A 6,787-nucleotide genomic window follows, 5' to 3' on the forward strand; every position below is an offset into this window, starting at 1 on the left:
CGGAATGGAATACCTGAGGCTTGAACACATCAAGAAAACGTATCTGAAGGCAAACGGCGAGGAATATCGTGCGCTCGAAGATATCAATTTCTCTGTCGAAAAATCACAATTCATATCCATCGTCGGGCCTTCCGGCTGTGGCAAGACAACGCTGCTTGGCTGTATCTCGGGATTACGCGCCAATACTTATGGCCGGACAGTTCTCGACGGGCGCGAGATCTCGTCCCCGCCGAAAGAGATGGCCGTCATTTTCCAGGAGTACGGCCGGACGCTGCTGCCTTGGCGCAGCGTGATCGGCAACGTCATGTTCGGGATGGAGAATCGCAAGGAAATCCCCAAGGCTTCGCACGACGCTTTGGGGCGCTCGGCCTTGCGCGACGTCGCGCTCAGCGGCTTCGAATCGTCGTATCCTTGGCAATTGTCGGGAGGGCAGCAACAGAGAGTCGCGATCGCGCGCGGCCTCGCGAACGGCGCCGATATCCTGTTGATGGACGAGCCTTTCGCGTCGGTTGATGCCCAGACCAAGGGCGACCTCGAAGATCTTCTGCTCGATATCTGGGCTCGCAAGAGGCAAACGGTCCTGCTCGTGACGCATGACATCGATGAAGCCATCTATCTGGCCGATCGGGTCATCGTTTTGTCCAAGCCGCCCTGCCGGGTCGTCAAGGACATCAAGATCGAGCTGGACCGCCCTCGCGTACAGATCGAGACGCGCGAGCATCCGACGTTTCTCCAGTACCGGCGCCAGATCCACGAGGCGCTCGGTCTCGGCCATCGAGCCCCCGCGGCGATCGCGCCGGAACAGACGGCTCAATACGCCAATGCAGACTAAGTCGATTCTCGACAGGCCGGTCTGCGGCTATCTGTTCATGCTCGGCGTTCTGCTGGCTTGGGAAATCGCCGCCACGGCCTCGCCTTTGGTCGCAGGGTATCTGCCGCCGCTGCATCGCGTGCTGAGCGTCCTATGGACCGGTGCGATATCGGGCTCGTTCATCCGCGAGGCAGTCGCGACGATCGCGAGGCTGGGTTTCGGTTATCTCGCCGCGGTCGCGGTCGCGCTGCCGCTAGGGTTTCTCATTGGCTATTCGCGTGTTGTCTTCGCTGTTCTGCGGCCGACGCTCGAAATGCTGCGCCCTGCGCCGGCAGTCGCCATCATTCCGATCGCCATGCTGTTCTTCGGTCTAGACGACCGGATGAAAGTCTTCGTCGTTGCCTGGGGATGCTTCTGGCCGGTTTTGATTTCCGCGATCGACGGCGTCAGAAGCGTCGATCCGGTGCTGGCGGAAACGGCGCGCGCCTATGGCTATCGCCCCATCGGTCTCTGGCTTCGCATCATCTTGCCGGGGGCGCTGCCATACGCGATGTCCGGTCTGCGGCTGGGGCTGACGGTCTCGCTGGTCCTAGCGATCTTCACCGAAGTCTATACTGGCGGTGACGGATTGGGCTTCCTGCTGCAGCAATATAACGAGAATGCCAGAATGGCGGAGATGTATTCGATCATCGTGTTAATCGCCATAATCGGCTTTGGGCTCTATTTGCTGTTCAATTTTACCGAGAGACTTGCCGTCGGCTGGTATATTATTCAGAGAGCGGGGCGCTGACGATGCGGTTCACGCGCAGATTCGATTTTTCGACGTTGGCCGGCTGGCTCTTGTTCGCCGCGCTGATCGGCATCTGGGAGCTGGTCGCGAGGCTTCATCTGGTGTCTCCCATGCTTTTTCCGAGCATGAGCGCGATCTTCGCCAGTTTCGTCCGCCTCATTGCCAGCGGAGAGATCCCCGGCCACCTGCTGATTTCCCTTCAGAACATGTTTTCCGGAATCGTCATCGCTGCCGTGCTGGCGATTCCGCTCGGCTTGGCGATCGGTTTCAGCTCAAGGCTTCACAACCTGCTGATTCCGACGATCGAAGCGATCCGGCCCTTGCCCGACACGGCATTGATCCCGCTCGCCATGGCCGTTCTAGGCGCGGGGGCGGGCTCCAAGATCGCGCTTGTGGCGTTCGGCTGCGCGAGGATCCTGATCATTGCGGCGATGTATGGAGCTCGAAGCGTCGACGCGCAGCTTGTCGAGACTGCCAAAAGCTACGGCTATCGCAATTTCGGTCTCTTCCGGCGGGTCATCCTGCCTGCCGCCGCGCCACATATCATGACCGGAATTCGATACAGCATCATCGTCGCGCTGTTGCTGGAAATCAGCGCAGAAATACTTGGCAGCTTTGCCGGTATTGGCTTTCTGACAATGCTGATGATGCGCGGATTCAATACCGCTGAGATGTATGCGTGTGTTCTTGCGCTGTGCGTGGTCGGTTATTTTCTAAGTCGCGTGATCAACATAACAGAGCATGTCGTCATGCCTTGGTATGGCGGCTACAAGAGTGCCTCTCGTTGATATTATTACATTCGAAAAACAAACACCTGGGAAGGACGCCATGCATAACTCCTCGCTCAAGACCAGAAGAGATGCCGTCAAGTTCGGACTGCTGGGCATGGCTTCTGGCCCGCTGACGTTCCCGGCCGCTGCGCTGGCCCAAGCCCAGCCCGTAGCGGTCAAGGCGGCGTATCAGGCGGTGGCCTCGTGCGCGAACTTCTTCGTCGCCAAGGAAAAGAATTTTTTTGCCGCGGAAGGGGTCGATCTGAGTGCCTCCGCGGTGGCGTCCAACATCATCGTGCAGGCTGTCGCCGCCGGACAATACGCTTTGGGGGTCACTGACATCGTCCAGGTGACGAACCTGGTTCTGAAGGGCAGCGACCTCAAGATCATCTACCCGGCGGCGCTCGTGGCCGCGGAGCATCCCTACGCGCTCGTACTCGTTCCATCGGGGTCGCCGATCAAATCGGCCAAAGACCTCGCCGGCAAGACGATCGGCGTGCATTCGCTCCAGAGCTATGTCGACGCGACCCTGAAAGCCTGGCTCAAGGGCGTGGGCGTCGATCCGGCCTCGGTTCGCTTCCTGCCCGTGGGTTTCGCGGGAATCGTTCCGGCCGTGCGCTCCAAACAGGTCGACGCCACCTTCGCCCTCGAGCCGCAGGCGGCGACGATGCTGCGGGAAGGCATCGCCACCGTTCTCGGGGCGCCCACCGAAACGCTCGGCACGCATCTGGCGGCCGGCTACATCGCCAGCGAGAGCTGGCTCGACAAGAACCCGGCTGTCGCGCGCGGCCTGGTCCGAGCCTTGGACCGCGCCACCGAATGGCTGATCGCCAATCCCTCCGAACTCGCCGGGGTCGTTTCGCGCAACTGCAATATCGCGATCGAGGTCGCAAACGAAATGCGGATGCCGGGGTTGGTCAGGGTCGCGCGCATGGGCCAGACCGAAAAGCTCTCGAGGGCGTTGGCTGAATACGGCGTGGTCGAGCGCTACGTCTCGCCCTGCGATCTGTTCTCGAAGTATTGTCCGAAGGAAGGCTGCTGATCTTTCGCTCACGCAACGGAAACGAGGGAATCATGAACGTCATGACGAAGCCGTCGACGGCAGCCGGACCATTGAGCGAGGTCGAGCGCAATCTGCGCCGCGATCTCGCCGCTTTCTACCGCATCGTCGCGATGAACGATTGGGCGGATCTGCTGACGGCGCATATTTCGGCGCGATCGCCAGACGATCCCGACCATACGATCATGCACCCGTCGCATCTGCTGTTCGAGGAAATGAAGGCATCGTCCTTCCACAAGCTCGACAAGAACTGCGAACATGTGAACCTGTCAGACGAAAGGCCTCACAGCTTTGCATTTCCGATCCACCGGGCGATCTACGAGGCCATCCCGGAGGCGAAGGTCGTCGTTCACCTTCACACCGATGCCTCAACGGCCATGACGATGCTGGAGGAGGGGCTTATTCCGGCAAATCAATATGCCATGTGGTTGGGGCCCGTCGGCCAGCATAATTACGGCGGCCTTTTCGACGGGCCCGGCGAAGGAGAGCGCCTGGTTCGATCGTTTGGATCGGGGCAGATCGTGCTGCTTCGTTCGCACGGGATCATGCTCTGGGCCCATTCGATAGCGGGCGCGTTCATGCTGACCTATCTGCTCAACCGGGCGATGGAAGCTCAGTTGGCGGCCCGGGCCTGCAATGTTCCTCTGTCGATACCATCGCAGGAAATGATCGAACTCACTCACAGGCAGGCCGAATTCGTTCGAAAGGGCGACAACCCTTTCGTCGTCAACACCTGGAAGGCCATGTTGCGGAAGGTGGAACGTCTGGCCCCCGACTACAAAGACTGATCGTCGCGCATCTGAGCAAGGATGCCGAGTATCGATCTTTGTAAATTTATGACGCGTCATCCGCATTTTGTTAGAAAGCCTTGTCATGCAGTCAGCTTTATCGGCAATCGAGGCGCTGAATATCGAGTTCGCCTATCTGGTCGACCATCAATCCGGCGATGGTGTGTCGTTGATTTTCGCCTCGGGCGGCGTGATGCAACTCGATGATACGATCATCCAAGGTCGGGTGGGTATCGCCAGATTTTATACCGCGAGACGGGCGTTCGACCGGACGGCGCGCCATGTGATCTCCAACCTTCGCATCCGCATCGAATCCGACGACGTTGCGACCGGCGAAAGTATCATGACGCTCTATGCTCAAAGTGGGCCGCCGCCTTTCCCGGCATCGCCGATCACGATTGCCGATGTGATGGATACCTACTCCCGCTCGACATCCGGGGCATGGCAGTTCAGCCATCGTTCTGTTCAAACCATTTTCGGGAATTTGCCGCGCTTTATGCCGAACAAGTAATCCCTGCATGGTGGCCAGCTTCTCAAAGGCCAGCCCGTTTCACTCTCGCGGATGCTCAAGATCCGGCGTCTTACGGCTGATGCATTGCCGAGGTCGCTGCGAATAGGAGCTTATACCGATCAGCCGTAAGAGTCATCCATATAAGAAAGTAATTGTCACATATTGGGCGTCGTCGTGGCGTGATATACTTGGCCAATCATCTGCCGAAATGAATTGTTAACGATCTTGGCATAAGCTTTCACCGGCATAAATCATCGAGGCATGATACGGCAAATTCGAGGATTGCCGCATGTATTGGCTTGATGAAAGAAGCTGGAATCGCTTCGGTAAGACATGGTGATTAGGCTGTGAATCCATGAATACAAGCAACGTCAGAATCGGCGCGAAGATCGCGCTCTCGATCGTATTGGTCGGCCTGCTAGGCCTTGCAGCCTCCCTGTATGGCAGCGCCCGTATGGGTCGCATGGATGCCGACTACGCGGCGATGCTGGACAGCCGGCCGCCAGCGATCCTCGCCAGCGCACAGGCGGCGCGGACGACCAATGATCTGATTGCACAGACTTACAAGGCCATTGCATATCGCAGCGGCTCCAGGGGTTTCACCGAAGCCAAAGCCCAAGGCGAAACGGCCTACACGACCACGCTCGGTTTCCTCGCCGCGATCGTTTCGAAATTGCCGGAAAACAAAAATGTCGTCGATGCGCTGATAGGGCAGGTCAACCTGATCAAGGCATCTGTCGACGAAGCCATCTCGCTCGGAGAATTCGACGCCGACGAACAGGCGCTCGCGCTGATGGAATCGCTCGACGCGCGGCTCCGTGATCTCGTCGGCGACATCGCGACCTTCAACAGTGGCCTGTTGCAGAAAAGTCAATCGGACAGCGCGGAACTCGGCGTCGTCGTGCGGCACACCATCATTACGGTGATCGCACTCAGCATTGCCGCGATGCTGCTCGGCCTGCTCGGTGCGCTGCTGATGTCGTCACGCACGATCGTGCGCCCCTTGAACCGCCTCAAGCAGGCGATGGGCGAACTGGCCTCCGGGAACTACGACGCCGCCGTCGCCGGCGAGACCCGCCGGGACGAGGTCGGCGACATGGCCAGGACCGTGCTGGTGTTCAAGCGCAACGGCCTGGAAATGCGCCGTCTGGAAGCCGAGACCGAGGCGTCGCGCTCGGCATCCGCTGCGCAGCGCCTGCAAAGCGAGCGCGAGCGCGCAGCACGTGTCCAAGAGCAGGAGCGCCTGGCCGCCGAGCAGCGTCAGGTCATGACCCTCCTGGCCGAGGGGCTGGACCTGCTCTCCAAGGGCGACCTCACCTACCGCATCGATGCCGGCATCGCCGCCGACTACGAAAAGCTGCGCGACGACTTCAACGTCGCAGTCGAACGCCTCAGCGAGACCGTCGCCACCATCCAAGCCACCATGGCCGATGTTGGCAATTCGGCCCGCGAGATCAACATGGGCGCGGACGATCTGTCGAAGCGCACCGAGGAGCAGGCTTCCTCGCTGGAGGAGACCGCCGCCACGACCGAGGAACTCGCGGCCTCGGTCAAGGCCTCGGCCAATGCCTCGCGGCAGGCGGTGACGCTCGCCGAGCAGGCTATGTCGGTCGCGGAGAGGGGCGGCGCCATCGTGACCGACGCGGTCGAGGCGATGAGCCGCATCGAGACGGCCTCGAAGAAAATCTCGGACATCACCTCGGTGATCGACGAGATCGCCTTCCAGACCAATCTGCTGGCGCTGAACGCAGCCGTCGAGGCGGCCCGTGCCGGCGATGCCGGCAAGGGCTTTGCGGTCGTGGCCTCCGAGGTCCGCACCCTCGCCCAGCGCTCGGGCGACGCCGCCAAGGACATCACCGCGCTAATAAGCGAATCGGGCCGCGAGGTAGAGCAGGGCGTCGCGCTGGTACGCTCCGCTGGCGAGGCTCTCGGGCAGATCGTCGAGGCCTCGCGCAAGGTCCAGGTCACGGTTTCAGACATCTCCTCGGCCTCGGCCGAGCAAGCCAACGGCATCGACGAGATGAGCCAGACCGTCGCCCATATGGACGAGATGACCC

7 protein-coding genes are annotated in these 6,787 nt (G+C 60.2%); all 7 read left to right on the forward strand.

What is annotated here, in order from left to right:
• Positions 1–4: 4 nt before the first annotated feature.
• Positions 5–832 (forward strand): ABC transporter ATP-binding protein, encoded by an 828-nt coding sequence (locus tag AC5I5I_RS24995; protein WP_495977703.1) that lies wholly within the window; start codon positions 5–7, stop codon positions 830–832.
• Positions 822–1,601, forward strand: coding sequence for an ABC transporter permease (locus AC5I5I_RS25000; protein WP_495977705.1), 780 nt, complete (start codon positions 822–824; stop codon positions 1,599–1,601). The genes AC5I5I_RS24995 and AC5I5I_RS25000 overlap by 11 nt, the downstream gene beginning before the upstream one ends.
• A gap of 2 nt (positions 1,602–1,603) precedes the next feature.
• Positions 1,604–2,389 carry an ABC transporter permease gene (locus AC5I5I_RS25005; protein WP_495977707.1) on the forward strand — a complete coding sequence of 262 codons (786 nt, stop codon included), beginning with the start codon at positions 1,604–1,606 and terminating at the stop codon, positions 2,387–2,389.
• A gap of 40 nt (positions 2,390–2,429) precedes the next feature.
• On the forward strand, positions 2,430–3,413 hold the full coding sequence (locus tag AC5I5I_RS25010; protein ID WP_495977709.1) for an ABC transporter substrate-binding protein: 984 nt from the start codon (positions 2,430–2,432) through the stop codon (positions 3,411–3,413).
• Positions 3,414–3,445: 32 nt separating this feature from the next.
• The gene (locus tag AC5I5I_RS25015) at positions 3,446–4,219 is read left to right on the forward strand and encodes a class II aldolase/adducin family protein (RefSeq protein WP_495977711.1); all 774 of its coding nucleotides are present in this window, start codon (positions 3,446–3,448) and stop codon (positions 4,217–4,219) included.
• Between the two features lie 85 nt (positions 4,220–4,304).
• Positions 4,305–4,730 carry a nuclear transport factor 2 family protein gene (locus AC5I5I_RS25020; RefSeq protein WP_495977713.1) on the forward strand — a complete coding sequence of 142 codons (426 nt, stop codon included), beginning with the start codon at positions 4,305–4,307 and terminating at the stop codon, positions 4,728–4,730.
• A gap of 355 nt (positions 4,731–5,085) precedes the next feature.
• On the forward strand, positions 5,086–6,787 hold a 1,702-nt coding region (locus AC5I5I_RS25025; RefSeq protein WP_495977715.1), incomplete at its 3' end, for a methyl-accepting chemotaxis protein.

Source organism: Pseudorhodoplanes sp. (assembly GCF_059499825.1).

Bases quoted from the DNA above. Each gene is read 5' to 3' on its own strand.
- AC5I5I_RS24995 (WP_495977703.1), top strand. From the start codon at position 5: ATGGAATACCTGAGGCTTGAACACATCAAGAAAACGTATCTGAAGGCA.
- AC5I5I_RS25000 (WP_495977705.1), top strand. From the start codon at position 822: ATGCAGACTAAGTCGATTCTCGACAGGCCGGTCTGCGGCTATCTGTTC.
- AC5I5I_RS25005 (WP_495977707.1), top strand. From the start codon at position 1,604: ATGCGGTTCACGCGCAGATTCGATTTTTCGACGTTGGCCGGCTGGCTC.
- AC5I5I_RS25010 (WP_495977709.1), top strand. From the start codon at position 2,430: ATGCATAACTCCTCGCTCAAGACCAGAAGAGATGCCGTCAAGTTCGGA.
- AC5I5I_RS25015 (WP_495977711.1), top strand. From the start codon at position 3,446: ATGAACGTCATGACGAAGCCGTCGACGGCAGCCGGACCATTGAGCGAG.
- AC5I5I_RS25020 (WP_495977713.1), top strand. From the start codon at position 4,305: ATGCAGTCAGCTTTATCGGCAATCGAGGCGCTGAATATCGAGTTCGCC.